Source organism: Corynebacterium sp. MSK006 (genome assembly GCF_030232385.1).
Classification (GTDB): domain Bacteria; phylum Actinomycetota; class Actinomycetes; order Mycobacteriales; family Mycobacteriaceae; genus Corynebacterium; species Corynebacterium frankenforstense_A.
Genome location: NZ_JASPJZ010000006.1, coordinates 102,603 through 119,628, shown reverse-complemented (window position 1 = coordinate 119,628; position 17,026 = coordinate 102,603). Strand labels below are relative to the sequence as shown.

Below are 17,026 nucleotides of genomic sequence, written 5' to 3'. Positions count from 1 at the left end.
AACACGTTTCCAACAGTGCTAAATATTCCCGGCGCCCCGGCCGCCGGCTCCCCGCCACCCGGCCAACCTCGCCACAAAAAGCGAGACCCCGCCGGCGCACCCGGTGGTGCGCGGCGGGGTCGTGTCCCGTTTCCGGGGCGGCCTGAAGAATCAGGCCCTAAATGCCTGCCTTACTTGGTGGCCGCGGCGTAGCGCTCGGCGACGTCGTCCCAGTTGAAGACGTTCCAGACGGCCTTGACGTAGTCGGCCTTGACGTTCTTGTACTGCAGGTAGAAGGCGTGCTCCCACATGTCGAGGAGGAGCAGCGGGGTGAGGTTGATCGACAGGTTGCCCTGCTGGTCGGTCATCTGCTCGATGACGAGACGCTCACCGATGTGGTCGTAGCCCAGGACGGCCCAGCCGGAGCCCTGCAGGGACAGCGCGGCGTTGGAGAAGTGGTCCTTGAACTTCTCGAAGGAGCCGAAGTCGCGGTTGATGGCCTCGGCCAGCTCGCCGGTCGGCTCGCCGCCGCCGTTCGGGGACAGGTTCTTCCAGAAGATGGAGTGGTTGGTGTGGCCGCCCAGGTTGAAGGCCAGGTTCTTGGACAGGGCGCGCACGGTGTTCTGGTCCGTGCCGTCCTCGCGGGCCTTCTCCAGGGCCTCGAGCGCAGCGTTGGCACCGTCGACGTAGGTCTTGTGGTGCTTGTCGTGGTGCAGCTGCATGATTTCGCCGGAGATGTGCGGCTCGAGGGCGTCGTAGTCGTAGGGGAGATCGGGGAGCTCGTAGACAGCCATGGGTTAACCGGTCCTTTCGTGGTTGCTTTTGTCTGGGGCGCGGCCGTGACGTCGGTGACGTCCGCCGCGCGCCGTGAGCCCCATGATAGGACTTTCCGTGGGCGGTGCAAGGGTTCAATAACTTGGATTAATTACTTCAAATATCGCTAACTTCGCCGCCTCCGCGCGCCCGTCCGCAGTGCTAGCCTGGCGCGCATGTCGTGGCTGTTTCCCCGTACCCCTGAGCTCGTCGACCCCGCCGACGCCCTGCGCGGCGGCGACGCCCCCGTCCTGCCCGAGCCCGCCCCGCACGCCGTGCTGGGCACGCCGATCACCGGTGTGTGGGAGCCCGGCCAGCGCAGCGTGATCGTCGGGCTCGGCTGCTTCTGGGGCGCCGAGAAACTCTACTGGCGGACCCCGGGGGTCGTCTCGACGTCGGTCGGCTACGCCGGCGGGGTGACCCGCAACCCCACCTACCGCGAGGTCTGCACCGGGCGCACCAACCACGCCGAGGCCGTGCGCGTCGTCTTCGACCCCGAGCGCATCACCCTCGAGCAGGTGCTCGCCACCGGGCTCGAGGCCCACGACCCCACCCAGGGCTTCCGCCAGGGCAACGACGTGGGCACCCAGTACCGTTCCGTCATCTACACCGAGGGTGAGAGCGCGATTGACGACGCCGCGCTCGCCCGCCGTCTGGTGGCCTCCTACGGCGAGCGCCTGGCGGACGCCGGCTTCGGCGCGGTGACCACGGAGATCATGCCGCTGGCCGAGACGCCGGCCGGCGAGTTCTTCCTCGCCGAGGACGAGCACCAGCAGTACCTGGAGAAGAACCCCGGCGGCTACTGCCCGGTGCACGCCACCGGCGTGGCCTGCGGCCCCGCGAACTAGGCCTTAGCGAAGGTCAGCTCGTCGAGGTCGCCGATGACGAAGGCCTCGGCGGGCAGGTCGTCGTGGCCGGTCTCGGCCGCACGCCCCGTGCGCCGGGCCCGGTCGCGGCCCGCGCCCGCGCAGCTGCGGTCGAGCAGCACCGCGCTCAGCCCCGCGTCGACGGCGGCGCGCACGTCGGTGACCGGGTTGTCGCCGATCATCACGCCCTCCTCGGGTCCCAGGCGCTCGAGCGCCCCGGTGAAGGCGCGCGGGTCCGGCTTGGGCACCCCGGCGTCCACCGTGGCCAGCAGCACCAGCCCGGGAAGCGCCAGCCCCGTCGCCTCGAGCTTGGCGGCCTGCATCTCGGAGCGGCCGTTGGTGAGCACGCCGACGGGTCTGCCCGAGTTCAGCGCGCGCACCAGGCAGGAGTGCGCGTCGGGGAAGGCCGTCCAGTTCTCCTGGTAGAGCTCCAGGTAGCGGGCGTAGAGTCCGAGCGCCTCGTCGCGGGTGAGCCCGGGGCGGCCGAGGAAGCCGCGGGCGCGCTCGACGCGCTGACCGAGGTGGTCGGTCTCGCCGCGCTCGTAGGCGGCGAACCAGCGCCGCTCGAGCACCGACCACCGCGAGATGACCTGCTCGTCGGTGCCGTCGAGGTCGTTCTCCCGGGCCCAAGCCACGCAGGCGGCCGCCGCGGCGGCGTCGTGGTCGAGCAGCGTGCCGTCGAGGTCGAAGAGGATCGCTCGCATGCCCCCGGATTCTAGCCGCGCCGCTGGTGGGCGGCCGTCCAGCGCGCCGCCCGGTCCTTCAGGGGGGCGGTCAGCTCCACGGTGGCCGCGTCGTCGAGCACCGCGGCCCAGTAGTCGAGGAACTCGGCGTGGTAGTTGTGCCCGTGGCCGCCGGGGGCGCGCAGACAGGTCAGCATGTCGACGGCGACCTGCCAGCCGGTGATCAACGGCACCCAGCGGGTGTGCACGGGCACGTCGAGGCGCTGGGCGGCGGGGGCCTCCTGCCCGCGCGCGCCGGGCTCGGCCAGCCAGTCCGGTCGGCGCAGGAAGAGCGCCGGGCCCCACCAGGAGATCGGGTCGGAGGCGTGCTGGGCCACCACGACCCTGGGGTGGGCCCACGGCTTGGGGTAGTCGTCGCCGCGCCAGTCGTGGTGCAGGTGGCTCGGGTCGGCGACGAAGCGCACGTGCTCACCGTCGCCGACCACGGGCAGGCGCCAGGGGGTGTCCCGGCGCCGGGCCTCCGTGAGCCGGCGCGTCAGACGGGTGAATGTGGGCGCACCGGTGAGCACCGCGCCGTCGGCAAGCTCGAGCAGCTCGTTGAGGTCGCGGAAGGCGTCGGCGGTGCCGTAGGCGCCCAGCGACTCGCCGGTGACGAAGACGCGCGGACGGTCCTCGGGGGCGCGCCCGGCCAGCGCGCGGCGCACCTCGGTGAAGAGTGCCCCCGCGGCCGCGCGGGGCAGCGCGCCGTCGTTGAGGTAGCTGAGCAGGCTGGGCAGGAAAGTGTACTGCATGGAGGCCATCGCGCAGTCACCGGCGGTGAGGAACTCCACGGCGTCGACCGACCAGTCCGGGATCCAGCCCGTGCCCGTCGAGCAGTGCAGCACCAGCACCCGCCGGTCGAGGCCGCCGGTGCGCTCGAGCTCGGCGACGGCGCGCCGGGCGGCGGCCTGCACGCCGCCGGGCGGCGGGGCGAGCGCGCGGCGCAGCTTCTCCTTCGAACCGGGCCCGCCGACGCTGCGGGAGGCGTCGTCGACGGCGGCCAGGCCGACGAAGACGCGCACGGGTTCCTTGGCCTCGACGCCGGTCACGGCGGTGATGTCGGCGGCGCGCGGGCCGTTGGACGTGTTGGCCCGCCCGGCCGCGCCCAGCGACTCCCAGCTCTCGGCGGACACGGGCGAGCCAGAGCGCTCGGCGCGCCAGGGGCGGGTGACCCCGCTGAAGGTCTGGCGGTCGAGGAACTCGGCGTGCTCCGCCATGCGGATGAGCACGCGGCGGGCGACCACGCGGTCGCCGACGAGCACCCAGGCCCCGGCGACGGCGGCGAGCGCGCCCAGTCCCGCGGCCCAGCGCGGGGCGACGGGCACGGCGCGGTGCAGACCGGCGCGGGTGCGGTCGAAGCCCTGCTGGGTCAGCTCGCCGATCAGGAGCAGCGCGGCGTAGCCGGCGGTGCCGGCGACGGTGCCCGCGGTCAGTTGCGCGAGCCCGCGCGGGGTGGGCATGCCCACCAGGCCGGCCTGCCTGCGCCCGCGGCGCAGGGCGGCTCCCAGCGCCACGAGCGTCGTGGCCGTCAGTCCGGTGTGCGCGGCGGCCAGCACCGTGGGGCGCACCCGCGACCAGCCGCGCGGGCGGGGCAGGCGCGCGCCGCCGTGGCGCAGCGCCCACCACACCAGTGAGGCGGTCAGGTGCCCCAGGCCTTGGGCGGCGGTGAGGTTGGTGGCCGTGGCCCACCAGGGTCGCGGCAGGAGCGAGGGGCTCAGGGCCAGCCAGGTGGCCACCTCTGCGCCGACGATGCCGGCCTCGGTGGGCCGACCCTCGGAGTCGGGGTCCTGGCCGGGCATCGAGCGCACCCCGGGCAAGAGCCCCGCGCCGAAGCCGAGGGCGCTGCGGGCGGCGGAGGCGACCGCGCGGGTCGCGGCGCTCAGGCGCTGCGCGGCCTCGGCGCGGCGGGAACGGGACGCGGCGGGGCGGTGCACCATGCCGTGAATCTTGGCAGAAGGTCCGTGTGCGCGCCGGGCATGCGTCGTCAAGCGTGAAAATAGTCACAAATCGTGCCCGTGCGGGATTTTTCCGGGCTCCAAACGGGCGCGAAACCACATGTTCGGGCATAATGGGTCTCGGTTGCCGGGGCCGCCGACCACGGGATCGGCGCCCGGGCCAGATGGACCGTCAGGGCCACCAAGACCCGAGAACCCATACGCACAACGAGCGGCCGCGACGCGGCCGCCCGCCGGGAGTCACCGCACTCCACCGAAACCGCGGTCGTCCCGGCGATAACCAAGCAACAGGGAGATGCCGCCATGAACAAGACCGTCGGAAACAAAGTCGTCCTCATCGGCTGCGGCGACGTCGGAGTCGCCTACGCCTACGCGCTGGTCAACCAGGGCACCGTTGACCACCTCGCGATGATCGACATCGACGAGAAGAAGCTCGAGGGCAACGTCATGGACCTCAACCACGGCGCCGTCTGGTCCGCCTCGCACACCCGCGTGACCAAGGGCACCTACGAGGACTGCCGCGACGCCGCCATGGTCGTGCTGTGCGCCGGCGCCGCCCAGAAGCCGGGCGAGACCCGCCTGCAGCTGGTGGACAAGAACGTCAAGATCACCACCGGCATCGTCAAGGACGTCATGGCCAACGGCTTCGACGGCATCTTCCTGGTCGCCGCCAACCCGGTCGACATCCTGACCTACACCACCTGGAAGGTCTCCGGCCTGCCGTGGCAGCGCGTCGTCGGCTCCGGCACCGTCCTGGACTCGGCCCGCTTCCGCTACATGCTCGGCGACCTCTACGAGACCGCCCCGAGCTCGATCCACGCCTACATCATCGGCGAGCACGGCGACACCGAGCTGCCGGTCCTGTCCTCCGCCACCATCGCCGGCGTGTCCATGCGCCGCATGCTGGAGAAGGACGCCGACCTGGAGCCGCGCCTCGAGAAGATCTTCGAGGACACCCGCGACGCCGCGTACCACATCATCGACGCCAAGGGCTCGACCTCCTACGGCATCGGCATGGGCCTGGCCCGCATCACCCGCGCCATCATCCAGAACCAGGGTGTGGCCCTGCCGGTCTCCGCGCTGCTGCACGGCGAGTACGGCCAGGAGGACATCTACATCGGCACCCCGGCCATCATCGACCGCGGCGGCATCCGTCGCGTCGTCGAGCTGGAGCTCTCCGAGCACGAGATGGAGCGCTTCACCCACTCGGCCAAGGTCCTGCGTGAGGTCATGGACGAGACCTTCGGCGAGGACAAGTAACCCGCCCGCGTCGCTTGACGACGCCCCGTCGGCCCCACGTCGTGCATCCGCGCGGCGTGGGGCCTTCGCCGCTGCGCGACGAAGGCCAAAAGATGCCGGGTGCGCGGAACGCATGCACAATGAGCCACGTCAGACCCCACTATGCCGCCCGGACCGGGCGGGGAAGGACCGCAGTCACGTGGACGCCCCGGAGAACCAGGAGTACCTGCGCTCGCTGACCGACCGCATCGACGACCTCATCGCGGCCGTCGAGCACGTCGGCGAGGACCACGCCGAGGCGCTGGCGAAGGTCCATCCCACCCACCGCGACGGCGCGCTCAACGTGCTGCGCTACGCGGAGCTGCGCACCCACGACCTGCGCCCGCTGCAGGCCGGGCTCGCCGACTTCGGCGCCACCCGCCTGTCGACCACCGAGCCGGCGGTGCTGGGCCGGCTGCGCGCCGCCCGCCAGGCGCTCGGCGCCTTCAACGACGAGCCGCGCAAGTACCGCTACTCCGAGATCGCCGACGCCTTCGCCCGCGCCGACGAGATCCTCGACGAACACGCCGACCGCCTGCTCGGCCCGGCGCTCGACGAGACGCACTCGCGCATCATGGTCACCCTGCCGACCGAGGCGGCCGACGACCCGGAGATCGTCAGCGGTTTCATCGCCACCGGTGCAGAACTGGTGCGCATCAACGCCGCCCACGACGACGAGTCGGTGTGGCTGCGGATGGTCGACAACGTCCACCGCGCCGCCGAGGAGGCCGGCCGCGAGGTGCGTATCGCCGTGGACCTGGCGGGCCCGAAGCTGCGCACCGGCGCGATCGTGCCCGGCCCGCAGGTCGGCCGCGCCCGCGTCAAGCGCCTGCCCACCGGCACGGTCATCGCGCCCTCGCGCATCTGGCTGAGCCCGGTCAACCGCCCGGCGCCCGCCACCCCGGAGCTCGACGGGCGCCCGGTGCTGCCCGTGCAGGTCGACGCCGAGTGGCTGGGGCGCATGGCCGTCGGCGACCGCATCACCCTGCACGACAACCGCGGCTCCAAGCGTCACTTCACCGTCTCCGAGGTGCACGCCGACGCCGACGGCGAGGGCACCCCGGCGGTGCTCGCCGAGGGCCGCCAGAACGCCTACATCGCCGAGGGCACCCTCCTCGAGCACGACTGGGTCAAGGCCCGCGCCCACGGCATCCCGGCCACCGAGCAGCGCCTGCGCCTCGAGACCGGCGACACCCTGATCCTCACCGACAACCCCGCCCCGGTCGACCCGGCCGAGCAGGACGTCCCGCGCATCGGCTGCACCCTCCCGGAGGCGGTGCGCGCCATCCGGCCCGGCGACCGCGTGCTCTTCGACGACGGTGTGATCGCGGGCGTGGCCCGCGAGACCAACGCCGGCACTGAGGGCGGGGACGGGGAGGCCGGGGGCTTCACCGAGGTCCGCCTCGAGATCACCCGCACCAAGATCGGCGGGGCGAACCTGGCCGCCTACAAGGGCATCAACCTGCCGGACACGGACCTGCCCGTGACCAGCTTGACCGACGAGGACAAGGCGGCGCTGCGCTTCACCGCCGCCCACGCCGACATCGCCGATGTCTCCTTCATCCGCGACCGCGCGGACGTCGACACCGTGCTCGCCGAGCTGCACGCGATCGTGCGCGAGGCCGAGGAGGCCGGCGACGAGGCCGCCGCCGAGCGCGCCCGCGAGCTGGGCGTGGTGCTCAAGATCGAGACCGTGCCCGCCTACGAGGGCCTGCCGGACATCATGCTGGCCGGCATGCAGCACGCGAACTTCGGCGTGATGATCGCCCGCGGCGACCTGGCCGTCGAGCTCGGCTTCGAGCGCCTGGCCGAGGTGCCGGGGCTGATCATGGCCATCGCCGAGGCTGCGCACGTGCCCACGATCATGGCCACCCAGGTCCTCGAGCACCTGGCCAAGGACGGGCTGCCCTCGCGCGCCGAGATCACCGACGCGGCCTTCGCGCTGCGCGCCGAGGCCGTCATGCTCAACAAAGGCCCGCACATCAACCAGGCCATCGAGGTGCTCTCGCGGATGTCCACGAAGCTGGGCCGCTCCCAGCGCAAGAACCGCATGCTCATGCGCCGCATCAACAGCTGGGTGCCCGAGCCGGAGCACTGACGGGCGGCATGGCTCCGCCACGCTCCCGGGGCCCGCGCTCGGCGATGCGCACGCACGCGTCGGCAAGTGCGCGGTGGCGGTCGGCGAAACCGGCCGTACGGTGCCATGATGGGGGTGTGAAGATCATCGCGCACCGTGGCTACGCCGGGAAGTACCCTCCACTGACGCGGCTGGCCTACGAGAAAGCCCTTGAGCTGCCCATTCACGGCGTCGAGACCGACATCCGCCTCAGCCGCGACGGCCACGCCGTGTGCTTCCACGACCCGGTGGTCAACTTCGGCACCGACGGCTCCGGACGCACCTCCGGCAAGACGCTCGCCGAGCTGCGCGGGCTCAACATGGGCGACGAGACGAACCCGCAGCGGATCCTCACCCTCGGCGAGCTGATCGAGATGGTCAAGGAGTACGAGGCCAAGCACCTCTACATCGAGCTCAAGCACCCGGTGCGCTACGGGCGGATGGTCGAGGAGACCGTGGCCAACGTGCTGCGCTACCACGGCGTCTCGGAGGACCCGCGGATGCACGTCATCTCCTTCTCGCCGATCGCCATCGGGCGCATGGCCAGGCTGCTGCCGAAGATCGGGCGCGTGGTGCTGCGCCGGCCGGTGCTGCGCTATCTCTACCCGATCGACCCGAAGATCGGCCGACCCGACGTGATGGGGCTCTCGCTGATCCGCGCCCACCAGCACCCGAAGCTGATCGGCGCGAAGCTGCTGCCGACCTACCTGTGGACGGTCAACGACGTCACGCAGATGAACTGGGCCGCCAACCACGGCGTGGACCTGCTGGTCACCGACGAGCCCGAGATGGCGATGTGGATGCTCGCCGGGATGGGCAGCATCGGCCGCGACTGACCCGGCGGCACTGAGCGGGGCGTCCGCCCTGCCTGCGCGGTGGCACACGGTATCTTGGTGCCCATGTCGAAGAAGTTGAAGAAGAACCGCGAGAACCTGCCCGAGGGCATGAGCCGCCGCCAGGCCAAGCTGGCCAAGCGCGCCGCCGAGCGCGAGGCGCTGGCCCGCGACCCCCGCCCGTTCGGCGGGCTGGCCTGCGAGGCCGACCTCGTCGCCCTGCAGATGTTCGTGCCCTCCGCCGTCGCCACCGTGGCGGTCGACGGTGCCGAGCGCCCCGTGCGCATCGTCACCGTGCTGCCCGGCGCCGGCGCGGCCGTGGTCCGCGGCGAGGGTGACGCCGAGGAGGCCCTGGTGGCCCTCCAGGTCCAGTCGCGCACCGACAACGCCGGCCGCGACCTGGCCTACGCCCTGAACTGGGCGCGCACCGCCGCCAGCGGCGAGGCCCTCGGCTCGACCGCCGCCGACGGCTCCCAGCCGCAGCTGACCGACCTGATCGCGCCGGACGCCGAGCTGGACATCACCGTCCACGACGACTTCTCCTGGTGGGTGCCCGAGGGCGTCACCCCGGACATGGCCGTCAACCAGGCCATCCAGCAGGCCAACTCCACGATCATGCCGTCTGAGCGCATCGACGCCGACGTGCCCGGCGCGGTGTGGTGGGTCAACCCCGGCTCCGGCAAGGCCCACATCCGCTGGATGCGCCCCGAGAAGGAGGAGGACAAGGTCCTCACCGCGCTGGCGCGCATCGCCGCCCGCGGCGAGCTCAAGCTCGGGGAGGAGACCAAGTTCGCCGGTGTCTTCCGCACCCACGGCCTGGTCGTGCCCGTCTGGGACCTCGACCCCGAGCGCGCCACCGACTCCTACGGCGAGGACCTCGCCCGCGTCCAGACCGCGATCGAGGCGGAGTACGACAACGACGCCCGGCTGACCGCCGACGAGCGCAAGCAGCTGCAGAACATCAAGTCCCGTCAGGTCACCATCGGCTAAGCACCCGGTAGACCGACCGCCGGCCCGGTCCGCGCATCCTGCGCGGGGCCGGGCCGGCGGCGTCTTCCGGTCGAGGGGCGTCGCCGGCGCCGTGCCGGGGCGTGTGTCACGGGGTGCCGAGGATCAGGAAGTACCACGAACCGCCGTGCTCGGCGAACAGGATTCCGGGCACCTCGCCGCCGGTGCCCTCGAACTCGATCAGGTAGGCGTCGGTGATGTCGGCACCGAACTCCTTCCTTACCGCTTCGAGCTCGGCGTCGCTGAGGGCGTTCTCGGAGAGGCGGTATTCCGCGGCGATGGTCGGGGTGCCGCCGGCGCTGTCGGCCAGTGCGGTGTACTCGTCGGCCTGGATCGAGGCGTAGGACCGGGCGGACATCGCGTCGGCGGAGGGGTCGCCGGCGAATTCGTGCACCAGGTCCATGTTCGTGTGCTCTTCGATCCAGGCGGTGCGGTCGTCGCGGTTGTCGAGTGCCATGAACTCGTCGGCCATCGCGCGCGGGTCCGACCCGCCCGCGGGGGCCTCGTCCGGGCCGTCGGCGGATGCGCCCCCGGAGGCCTCCGCGGAGTCGCTCTCGGGACCGGCCGCGCCGGAGTCGGTGGGGCTCTCCGCCGGGGCGCTGACCGAGGTGTCGCCTTCGTCCGCCGCCTCGTCGGACGCGCGGCCGACGACCAACACGAGGAGCGCGATGACCAGGCCGGCGATGATCACGAACGCGCCGATCACGGCGGTGATGATGATCCCGGTCTTCGATGAGCCCTGCGTCTGCACGCCCTGGACCTGAGGGCCGGTGTACTGGTTGGTCCAGCCTCCCTGTGACGCGCTTTCGCCGGCCCAGCCGCCCGGGGCACCCTGCTGGTTGTACCGGCCCTGGGGCTGTGGCTCGCCACCCACCGGTCCGAACCCGCTCTGTGCTTCGAACCGGTCCTGCTGCGGTTCCGGGCGGTCCGGCATGGACGCCAGTTCGTTGATGTCCCGGCGGGTCAGCGGGGCCGCGTCCGGGTCGTCGAGCACGGCGTCGTACCTGGCCCGTCGGCCCGGTGAGCCCAGGACGGCCAGCGCGACGCGCAGCTCGTCGGCGCCGCCCGGGTTGGTGGCCCGCCCGGTCTGCAGGCGGCGGGTGATCTCCGCGGCGAGCTCGTCGCAGGAGGACCCGCGGCTCACTCCGAGCACGGCGTAGAGGTCGTAGTGGGCCATGGCCGGGGTTCCTTTACTGGGTGCTGCCTGGGGCTGACGGGGAGCCCGTCTGTGGCTTTCATGGAAAGAAGCTAGAGGCCCGCACGCCGCCCCGGCCAACGGGGTGGGGAACAGTTCCCGCGGACCCGGCCCGACGGTCCCGCGGGCACCCCCGCCCGCCTAGCTGATCGAGTCGAACAGCGCGTTGGCGCCCGCCTCGTCCCAGAGCACCACGTTGCCCACGTCGTAGTCGGCGAAGCCGCCCACGGGCACGGTCTCGGTCTCCACGCCGCGCATCGCCAGCGCCACGCGCGCGAGGTGCCAGACGTGGTCGCCCTCGCCGACGGTGAAGGAGCCGGTGACCCGGTTGAGCATCGGGATCGAGCGTAGCGGGTTGATCAGCGTGGCCGGCGAGGTGACCTTGTCCAGCAGCGCGGCGAAGAACTCGCGCTGGCGGGCCACGCGGTCCAGGTCGCCATTGGCCGTGGCGCGGGTGCGCACGTAGCCCAGAGCGGTGGCGCCGTCGACCCTCTGGCAGCCGGCGGCGATGTCGAGGTTGGCCAGCGGGTCCGTGATCGGTTCCTCGGGGCAGACGGTCACCCCGCCGACGGCGTCGACGGTGTTGGCCAGGCCACCCATGCCGATCTCGGCGTAGTGGTCGATGCGCAGGCCCGTGGCCTGCTCGACGGTCTCGGTCAGCAGCTGCGGGCCGCCGTAGGTGAACGAGGCGTTGAGCTTGTCCATTCCGTAGCCGGGCACGGAGACGTACGAGTCGCGCGGCAGCGAGATCAGCTTCGCCTTGCCCGTGGTGGGGATGTGCAGCAGCATCACCGTGTCGGTGCGGCCCACGCCGACGTCGCCGCCGGTGCCCAGGCGCGCGATGTCCTCCTCGGAGAGCCCCTGGCGCGAGTCCGATCCGACGAGCAGCCAGTTCGTGCCCGCCGTGTTGGCCACGCGCTGCTCGGGCTTGGCCTCGACGCGGTTGAGACGCGTGTCGGCCCACAGTGTGGTGACCACGGCGAGGACGAGCACCACGGCCAGGATGCGGCCCAGGCAGCCGCCGCAGCCGACGCGCGGCATGCGGGGCATCCGGAATTGACGACGTCGCTTCGGTTGCGCGTCTGCGTACCCGGGACGTCGGCGCCGGGGGCGCGGCCGGTCGGGGCCCGGCTCGACCTCGCGGTAGGCGGCGCGCTCCCGCGCGCGGTAGGCGTCGGCCTGGCGGCGGGCGTAGCGGTCCTCCCGCTCGCGGCGGGCCTGTTCCTCGGGGGTGGGGATGTACTGGCGCGGCCGGTCCGGGTCGCGCGGGGTGCGCTCGTCGGGGCGGCGGTAGCCGCGGCTGCGCAGATTGACGTCGTCGCGGCGGCCGAAGGCGCGGGGCTGCTCGTGGCGTGCCCGGGCCTCGCGCTCGCGCAGCTCCCGCTCGCGGTCCTTGCGGGTGTCGCGGGAGCGATCGGGGCGCTCGGGGCGGTCACGGCGTTCGGCGGCGGGGCGGCGGCGCACGGGTCGGCCGAAGCGGTCGCGCAGCACGCGCCCGTCCTGGCCGTAGACGACGTCGCCCAGGTCGGCGTCCGGGTCGCTGTTGCTGCGGTGACGCCCGCCGTGGCGGCTCGGCTCCTCGCCGCGCCGCCAGCCGGAATCTCCTGTACCCCGTTGATCCATGGGGACACAATATCGCCCGGGGGAGGGCCGGCCCGCCACAACCGCGTCGCGGGCAGCGCTTTTCCTGCTGCCCCGCAGGCCGCTCGCAGCCTCGGGGGCCCCGCGGGTGGGGCTATCCGAGGCCTGAGGGAATACCCAGGAAGCCCAGCCAGCCGGCCCGGGCGAGCAGCGCGTAGCCGACGAAGGCCACCGCGTCGATGAGGAAGTGGGCGATGACCAGCGGCCACCGCCGGCCGGTGCGGTGGAAGTACCAGGCGAAGAGCACACCCATGACCAGGTTGCCGAGGCCCGCCGAAACCCCCTGGTAGAGGTGGTAGAGCCCGCGCAGCACCGCGGAGGCCGCGATCGCCCCGCCGGGGCGCAGACCCAGGTGGCGCAGCCGGGTGACCAGCCAGACGACCACCACGGCCTCTTCCCCGAAGGCGTTGGCCGCCGACCAGACCAGGAGTACAGGGGCCTCCAGCCACGGCACGTCCATGGCGGTGGGCACGACGACCTTAGACAGGCCGAGGTGGACCGCCGCGACGTAGAAGACCAGCCCCGGCAGCCCGATCAGCGCGGCCAGGCCCGCCCCGTGCAGCAGGTCACCGCGGGCGACGCCGCGGCGCACCGGCCCGGCGTCCGGCGCAGGTCCCGGCCCCGCCGGCCTTGCCTCACCGCCCGCGCGCGCCGGGCCCGGCACCACGGCCAGCAGGTGGAGCGCGAGCGCGCCCCAGGCCAGCAGCACCGTCGCCGAGGTCAGCTGCAGGCCGAGATCCAGCCAGGGGATACGCGCCTGCGGGGAGTAGAGCGTGGTGGACTGCTCGTTGAGCGCCTCCGGCTTGAGCAGGGCGTCGACCAGGCGCAGCACCGCGCGCACCGCCGAGGCGCCGAAGGTCACCGTCAGCACGATGAGCAGCTCGCGCACCAGCACCCGGCGCCCCACGGCGCCGGCGGCGGAGCCCGCCGCGCCCGCAGGCGGGCCCACGCCGCCCGCCGCGCTCACGGCGTCACCTGTGCGGCGAGGGCGAGCACCGCGGCGTCGGAAAGCGTGAACGAGCCGATCTGCACCGAGGCGGGCAGCGGCCGGGCGGCGTCGACGGGCACGGAGACGGCCGCCCCGCCGGTGAGGTTGAACAGTGAGCCCCACGGCGTCCAGGCGGTCTGGGCGTCGAAGTCGTCGGCCGGGGCGAGCCGGGAGAAGGCGCCGAGCGCCGGCGGGTCGTAGGCCAGCGTCGGGGTGAGCAGGGCGTCGACGCCCCAGGCGTGCCGGTAGAGCCCGGCGATGCGCGCGCGCCGGGCCACCGCGCCGGTGACCTGCGCGTCGGTCAGCGCGAGTCCGCGGTGGTGCAGGTCGGCGACCACGGGGCTGGCCGGGCCCGTCGCCTGCGCGGCCCCGGAGAGCAGCAGCACGCGGAAGACACCGAAGACCTCGTCGGTGTCCTCGGGGCGGGAGACCTCGACGACCTCGTGGCCGGCGTCGGCCAGCCGCTCGGCGGCCAGGCGCGTGCCGCGCTCCCAGCGGGTGTCCACGTCGGCGTGCGGCGCGAACAGCGGCTCGGTCAAAAGCCCCACGCGCACCCGGCCGACGGCGGGCTCCAGCCCGTGCAGCCGGGCGGTCAGCGCGAGGTCGCGGGTGAGAAAGCCGGTGGCGGCCAGCCCGTCGCGGCGGTCGTGGGCGGGCTTGAAGCCGACGAGCCCGCAGGCGGCGGCGGGAACGCGCAGGGAGCCGCCGCCGTCGGAACCCTGGGCGGCCTCAACGATCCCGCGGGCCACGGCCACCGCGGCCCCTCCCGAGGAGCCGCCGGGCGTGCAGCCGGGCAGCCGCGGGTTGTGCGGCGCGACGCCGCCGACGGGCTCGCAGTAGGCGGTCAGCCCCAGCTCGGAGGTGGTGGTCTTGCCCGGGATCACCGCGCCGCGGCGGCGCAGCATGCGCACCACCGGGTCGTCGGCCTCGGGGAGGTGGACACGCAGCGTCGAGCCCAGCCCGGTGGGCATGCCGGCGACGTTGTTGAGGTCCTTGACCGGCACCACCAGCCCGGCCAGGTCGCCGTGGGCCGACTCCGCCTGCGCGCGGGCGGCCGCGGCGTCGAGGTGGGTGAAGCCGGCCGCCGCCGGGTCCACGCCCTCGAGCGCGGAGAGGAAATTGTCGACGCCGCGCAGCGCCCGCTCGGCGTCCGCCGCGGCGTCGGCGCCGGGCACGGCGGCGCCGACCCCCGGGACGGTGGTCCCGGAGGTGAACAGGCCGTGGAAGCCGGGGTCGGCGAAGGGGCGGGCGGTCATGGGGGCAAGCATAGGTGTCCGCCCCGGACCGCCTCAGCCCCGCGCCGGGTCAGGTCTGCGCGGACCCGGCCGGCGCCGGGCCGGTCACCCGCGCAGCACGTCGCGGGCCCGGGCCATGGCGGCCAGCTGACCCTCGGCGATCTTCGCGCTGACGATCGGGTTGTCGGCGAAGGTGGCGAAGCCGCAGTCGGTGGTCAGCAGCACCCGGTCGCGGCCGAGCTCGTCGATCGCGGCCCTCGCCCGGGAGACGATCTCGTCGACCTCGGGGATCTCCGGGATCTTCTGGTTGACCACGCCGACGCCGACGCGCTGGTCGTCGCGGATGCCGCGCAGCGCGCTGAGCTCACCGGCGCGCGACGTGCACAGCTCCAGGATCAGGTTGCCCACGTTGACCTCGGCGAACAGCGGCACCAGCGGGGCGAAGTCGCCCGAGAGCGCCGCCGACTCGTCCGGCGTCCAGTTGCCGCGGCACACGTGCAGCGACAGCCGATGCGGGTCGAAGCCGGCGGTGGCCTCGCGCAGCAGGCCGCGGGCGAACTCGAGCTCCGGTCCGGAGTCCTTGCGTTCGCCGAGCGCGCCGCACATGAAGGTCCGCCCGCCGCCCCCGGCGGTGCCGTAGAGCACCTCGGTGAGCACCGGCTCGTCGAGCTGCACCAGCGCGGTGCCGCGGGCCATCAGGTCCGCGATCTCCTCGCGCAGCACGCGCACCACGTCGCGGGCCAGGGACTCGCGGTCGTCGTAGGCGCGGTCGGAGATGCACTCCATCCACATCGTGCGCGTGAGCAGGTACGGCCCCGGCAGGCACGCCTTGACCGGGGTGTCGGTCACCGACTGCACGAACTCGACCTCGTGGGCGGCCAGCGGGCGGTCGCGCCCCAGCGGCCCGAAGACCGCCGGGTGGCGAACCTCGTCGGCCGGCACGTCGAGCGCGCGCAGCTCCCGGCCGAACTCCTCCGGGTCGTCGACGTAGGGCAGCAGGTCCGTCACCGGGATCAGCTGCGTGTTCTGCAGCAGCCCGGCGACGAAGCTGGAGTAGTTGTCGCGGCGCTGCTCGCCGTCGGTGACCACGTCCACGCCCGCGCGCTCCTGCGCGGCGAGCACCAGGCGCACCGCGTCGTCGGCGGTCTCGGCGAACTCCTCGTCGGTCAGCCTGCCCTCGAGGTGCTGGTGCAGCGCGGAGAGCAGCCACCGCGGCCGCGGCCAGGAACCCTGCGTGACCACCGACAACGGCTCGACGGCCGGCGCCGGTGCGGGCTCGGGAAGCGTCTCCGGGATGAAGGGCTCGACCACCGGCTGGGTGATCTCCATCTGCACCTTCTTGCGCTTGCGCTTTCGCTTTCCGACGCCCGCGGTGGCCGACGCGTCCGGGAACGAGAACCCGGCTGCGCCGTCGGGCGCCGACGGCGCGGCGCCCTCCGACGCCGCGGCAGGCGCGGCGTCGGCAGTCTCGGGCGGGGTGAACGCGCCCTTGCAGACGAGGAAGCTCCAGCGCCTGCGCCCCTCTGAGTCGACGTCGGAGTGGACGTTGACCAGGTCGTTGTGGGTCAGGTTGCACCAGGAGGGTAGGTCGACCTCGACGGTGGACTCATACGAGACGATCTCGAGCAGCTGACCGGGTTCGAGCGGGTCGATGTGCTGACGGATCATCAGCAGCAGCCCGTTGCCGCAGTCGAGGTCGCCGCCGTTGAATCCGGCGTCGGGGGTGTAGGGGTGGACGGACTCGGCCATGGCGCGCCGTCCGCGGACTAGTAGCTGACCGACGGGGTGCCGTCGGCCAGGAACTCGACCAGCTTGGCGCCGCCGACCACGGTGGCGCCCTCGATCAGGTCGTCCTGGGTGAAGCCGCGCTTCTTGATGCAGGGCGCGCAGACGTAGAGCTTGCCGCCGGCGGCGACGAAGTTGTCGATGAGCTCCTTGATCGGGGCGAAGCCCTCCTCGTGGATGTCGTCGGCGTAGCCGGCGACGGCCAGGCGGGCGCCCTCGGTGGACAGGAAGACCATCGTGTCCTGGTCGGAGCCGACGGCGGCGTTGGCGACGACGAAGCCGACGGTGGCCTTGTCGGTGTCGTCCTTGGCGTGGGTGATCGAGACGCAGAACTTGCCGGTGGCGGTCATGGTTTAGTCCTCTTTCTTCCGGATGATGAAGGTCGGCGGGTCGGAGTACACCAGCGTGTTCCCCGTCAGCCCGCACCAGGCGGTCACGTCGATGAAGATGCCCTCGCCGGTGGCGGTCAGGTGCAGCACCTCACCGGGGGCGAACTCGTCGCGGAAGGCGAGCTTCAGTTTGACCAGCAGTTGGCCGCAGGAGAGGTCGCCGACGTCCCAGTAGACGTCCGGTTTCACCTCGGCATCGGGTTGCACGTGTCCTCCTCGTGGA

Annotated in this window: 15 protein-coding genes; 5 read left to right on the top strand and 10 right to left on the bottom strand. The window is 72.8% G+C overall.

The window, feature by feature from the left end; all coding sequences use genetic code 11:
• Positions 1 to 170: 170 nt before the first annotated feature.
• Positions 171 to 773 (bottom strand): superoxide dismutase, encoded by a 603-nt coding sequence (locus QQA02_RS05500; RefSeq protein WP_284773628.1) that lies wholly within the window; start codon positions 771 to 773, stop codon positions 171 to 173.
• Positions 774 to 968: 195 nt separating this feature from the next.
• On the opposite strand from QQA02_RS05500, the gene msrA reads away from it, so the two are divergent.
• Positions 969 to 1,640, top strand: a complete 672-nt coding sequence (gene msrA / locus QQA02_RS05495) for a peptide-methionine (S)-S-oxide reductase MsrA (protein ID WP_284773629.1) — start codon at positions 969 to 971, stop codon at positions 1,638 to 1,640.
• On the opposite strand, the gene QQA02_RS05490 is transcribed toward msrA, so the two are convergent.
• Positions 1,637 to 2,362 (bottom strand): HAD family hydrolase, encoded by a 726-nt coding sequence (locus QQA02_RS05490; RefSeq protein WP_284773630.1) that lies wholly within the window; start codon positions 2,360 to 2,362, stop codon positions 1,637 to 1,639. The two genes, msrA and QQA02_RS05490, sit on opposite strands and share 4 nt — an antisense overlap.
• An 11-nt stretch (positions 2,363 to 2,373) precedes the next feature.
• Entirely contained in the window at positions 2,374 to 4,317 is a 1,944-nt protein-coding gene (locus QQA02_RS05485) for an alpha/beta-hydrolase family protein (protein ID WP_284773631.1), read from the bottom strand.
• A 321-nt stretch (positions 4,318 to 4,638) separates the two neighbouring features.
• Here QQA02_RS05485 and QQA02_RS05480 point away from each other — a divergent pair, with 321 nt between their 5' ends.
• The 4 genes from QQA02_RS05480 to QQA02_RS05465 all read left to right on the top strand — a co-directional run bounded on the left by QQA02_RS05480 (position 4,639) and on the right by QQA02_RS05465 (position 9,552).
• A complete protein-coding gene (locus QQA02_RS05480; RefSeq protein ID WP_284773632.1) occupies positions 4,639 to 5,595 on the top strand; it encodes an L-lactate dehydrogenase in 957 nt (318 codons plus the stop codon).
• A 178-nt stretch (positions 5,596 to 5,773) separates the two neighbouring features.
• Entirely contained in the window at positions 5,774 to 7,711 is a 1,938-nt protein-coding gene (locus QQA02_RS05475) for a pyruvate kinase (protein WP_284863524.1), read from the top strand.
• Between the two features lie 116 nt (positions 7,712 to 7,827).
• A complete protein-coding gene (locus tag QQA02_RS05470) occupies positions 7,828 to 8,565 on the top strand; it encodes a glycerophosphodiester phosphodiesterase family protein (RefSeq protein ID WP_284773634.1) in 738 nt (245 codons plus the stop codon).
• Between the two features lie 63 nt (positions 8,566 to 8,628).
• Positions 8,629 to 9,552, top strand: coding sequence for a DUF5926 family protein (locus QQA02_RS05465; protein WP_284773635.1), 924 nt, complete (start codon positions 8,629 to 8,631; stop codon positions 9,550 to 9,552).
• A 106-nt stretch (positions 9,553 to 9,658) separates the two neighbouring features.
• Here QQA02_RS05465 and QQA02_RS05460 read toward each other — a convergent pair whose 3' ends face one another.
• The 7 genes from QQA02_RS05460 to QQA02_RS05430 form a co-directional block, all read right to left on the bottom strand.
• On the bottom strand, positions 9,659 to 10,747 hold the full coding sequence (locus QQA02_RS05460) for a J domain-containing protein (RefSeq protein ID WP_284773636.1): 1,089 nt from the start codon (positions 10,745 to 10,747) through the stop codon (positions 9,659 to 9,661).
• A gap of 159 nt (positions 10,748 to 10,906) precedes the next feature.
• Positions 10,907 to 12,388 (bottom strand): LCP family protein, encoded by a 1,482-nt coding sequence (locus tag QQA02_RS05455; protein ID WP_284773637.1) that lies wholly within the window; start codon positions 12,386 to 12,388, stop codon positions 10,907 to 10,909.
• Between the two features lie 112 nt (positions 12,389 to 12,500).
• Entirely contained in the window at positions 12,501 to 13,313 is an 813-nt protein-coding gene (locus QQA02_RS05450) for a CPBP family intramembrane glutamic endopeptidase (protein WP_284773724.1), read from the bottom strand.
• 56 nt (positions 13,314 to 13,369) lie between these two features.
• The gene (locus QQA02_RS05445) at positions 13,370 to 14,650 is read right to left on the bottom strand and encodes an amidase (RefSeq protein ID WP_284773638.1); all 1,281 of its coding nucleotides are present in this window, start codon (positions 14,648 to 14,650) and stop codon (positions 13,370 to 13,372) included.
• Between the two features lie 84 nt (positions 14,651 to 14,734).
• Complete coding sequence (locus QQA02_RS05440) at positions 14,735 to 16,378, bottom strand: hypothetical protein (RefSeq protein WP_284773639.1); 1,644 nt, start codon at positions 16,376 to 16,378, stop codon at positions 14,735 to 14,737.
• Between the two features lie 17 nt (positions 16,379 to 16,395).
• Positions 16,396 to 16,764: a DsrE family protein gene (locus QQA02_RS05435; RefSeq protein ID WP_284773640.1), complete on the bottom strand. Its 369-nt coding sequence runs from the start codon at positions 16,762 to 16,764 to the stop codon at positions 16,396 to 16,398.
• 3 nt (positions 16,765 to 16,767) lie between these two features.
• The gene (locus tag QQA02_RS05430; protein WP_284773641.1) at positions 16,768 to 17,010 is read right to left on the bottom strand and encodes a sulfurtransferase TusA family protein; all 243 of its coding nucleotides are present in this window, start codon (positions 17,008 to 17,010) and stop codon (positions 16,768 to 16,770) included.
• Positions 17,011 to 17,026 lie beyond the last annotated feature (16 nt).

What these genes read in the sequence shown, in the direction of transcription:
- QQA02_RS05500 (WP_284773628.1), bottom strand. Translation starts at nt 773, where the DNA reads ATGGCTGTCTACGAGCTCCCCGATCTCCCCTACGACTACGACGCCCTC.
- msrA (WP_284773629.1), top strand. Translation starts at nt 969, where the DNA reads ATGTCGTGGCTGTTTCCCCGTACCCCTGAGCTCGTCGACCCCGCCGAC.
- QQA02_RS05490 (WP_284773630.1), bottom strand. Translation starts at nt 2,362, where the DNA reads ATGCGAGCGATCCTCTTCGACCTCGACGGCACGCTGCTCGACCACGAC.
- QQA02_RS05485 (WP_284773631.1), bottom strand. Translation starts at nt 4,317, where the DNA reads ATGGTGCACCGCCCCGCCGCGTCCCGTTCCCGCCGCGCCGAGGCCGCG.
- QQA02_RS05480 (WP_284773632.1), top strand. Translation starts at nt 4,639, where the DNA reads ATGAACAAGACCGTCGGAAACAAAGTCGTCCTCATCGGCTGCGGCGAC.
- QQA02_RS05465 (WP_284773635.1), top strand. Translation starts at nt 8,629, where the DNA reads ATGTCGAAGAAGTTGAAGAAGAACCGCGAGAACCTGCCCGAGGGCATG.
- QQA02_RS05460 (WP_284773636.1), bottom strand. Translation starts at nt 10,747, where the DNA reads ATGGCCCACTACGACCTCTACGCCGTGCTCGGAGTGAGCCGCGGGTCC.
- QQA02_RS05455 (WP_284773637.1), bottom strand. Translation starts at nt 12,388, where the DNA reads ATGGATCAACGGGGTACAGGAGATTCCGGCTGGCGGCGCGGCGAGGAG.
- QQA02_RS05445 (WP_284773638.1), bottom strand. Translation starts at nt 14,650, where the DNA reads ATGACCGCCCGCCCCTTCGCCGACCCCGGCTTCCACGGCCTGTTCACC.
- QQA02_RS05440 (WP_284773639.1), bottom strand. Translation starts at nt 16,378, where the DNA reads ATGGCCGAGTCCGTCCACCCCTACACCCCCGACGCCGGATTCAACGGC.
- QQA02_RS05435 (WP_284773640.1), bottom strand. Translation starts at nt 16,764, where the DNA reads ATGACCGCCACCGGCAAGTTCTGCGTCTCGATCACCCACGCCAAGGAC.